The organism is Psychrobacter vallis (assembly GCF_904846715.1).
Classification (GTDB): domain Bacteria; phylum Pseudomonadota; class Gammaproteobacteria; order Pseudomonadales; family Moraxellaceae; genus Psychrobacter; species Psychrobacter vallis.
This window is the reverse complement of the sequence record NZ_CAJHBU010000049.1, coordinates 1-1,406: the sequence shown is the minus strand read 5'-3', so window position 1 is coordinate 1,406 and position 1,406 is coordinate 1. Positions and strand designations below refer to the sequence as shown.

Below are 1,406 nucleotides of genomic sequence, written 5' to 3'. Positions count from 1 at the left end.
TGCTCTTTTTTACTTAATTTACAACGGGTTATCTTCATTTTAGTAGTCTAGCATGGTGCTTATCTACTACAGCCCCTTGATTTTTTTTATACCTTTACGCATACATTTTTATCCAAACACATGATGCTAAGCCAATCAGTACTCCATTTAGCTTTTAATAAAATTAGCCACTCAACTCTTGAGAAGACTAACCGTATGAGCTTTTCATATCGACTCTTATGTGTTTCTTTGCATAAAATACTAAACTGTTTGAGCCATCACTTAAGCATTATCATTTTTATCTACAAACAATATCAAATAACAAAAACCTAGTCCTAAGATATTGGTGGTAACAGGGTTAAATGCATGAATCAAGTATTCTGGACTTGCTAAACCTACGAAGATCAATAATAAACATAAAGCGACTGCTGCTATATAAACAGGCAGAGTAGACTTTCTAAAAAATATGATCAAGCACCCCAAAATTATTTCACCAATACCAGCTAATGGAGAAACAATATTAGCTGGCAAATTAAAACCACTCAGTGAAACCAAATGAATTTCAACCACGCTTAACCATAATATTTTGGGAACTAAGCCATGATAAATAAACAAAAAGCCTAATAGTAATCTGCTAACAAAAGAAATATGAGAAAGCTTACTGTTTTGCATCTAAGAAGCGCGCCTCATGATCTGGCGATGGTAGCGTACAATAATCGTATTCCCCAAACAAACTGTAGCGGTTTAAAGCAATACGATCATACATCCAGTCACGTATTGGCTTTGGAATAACCCTGAAGATACAAACTGTTTTCCATGGATAGCCAAGCTTTGCCATTACCTGAAAAAAAGCATCGCTTTTTTGAAAAGACTGATTACCTTCTACATAAAGCATCGTTTCATAAGAATTAGATGGTAAACCAAAATGGAGAAGTATTTTTTTACCTTCTTCCGACTGCACACTGCACAACTTAAAAATGCGCTGTCGATCATGCTTAATAATAAAGTTGCTCCACGCATTGCACAGTTTACAAACACCATCGAAGAGAATCACTTTATCTGACGCGCCAATATAAGGTGGGAGTTTACCAGCATTCATATTTTTGCTCTTATAGATGAGATTTTATCATCCTGCAAATTTAGCACTAATATCGGCAACCAACAATCTAAATATAGTGAGACAAGCAACTGAAGTAGATTTATAGACAGCGAATATTTAAGTTAAGGAAAGCATAAAACAGAAGTATGAAGATTATTAAACAAAGGAAGTAATCATACTAGATATGTATGGATAGCGAGGTGGACAGATAAAAGATATAGCGGGAAATATAGTAGACAATAACCCCCACGCAAAGAAAACCCCCTTCGACATAAGTCAAAGGGGGTTTTACTTTAGAATAGAGAGCTGACGATGACCTACTCTCACA

At 35.3% G+C, this 1,406-nt stretch carries 2 protein-coding genes; both read right to left on the bottom strand.

The window, feature by feature from the left end; all coding sequences use genetic code 11:
- Positions 1-261 precede the first annotated feature (261 nt).
- Entirely contained in the window at positions 262-651 is a 390-nt protein-coding gene (locus JMY02_RS13540) for a DoxX-like family protein (protein WP_201599179.1), read from the bottom strand.
- Complete coding sequence (locus tag JMY02_RS13535; protein ID WP_201599178.1) at positions 638-1,078, bottom strand: thiol-disulfide oxidoreductase DCC family protein; 441 nt, start codon at positions 1,076-1,078, stop codon at positions 638-640. The genes JMY02_RS13540 and JMY02_RS13535 overlap by 14 nt, the downstream gene beginning before the upstream one ends.
- Between the last annotated feature and the right edge of the window lie 328 nt (positions 1,079-1,406).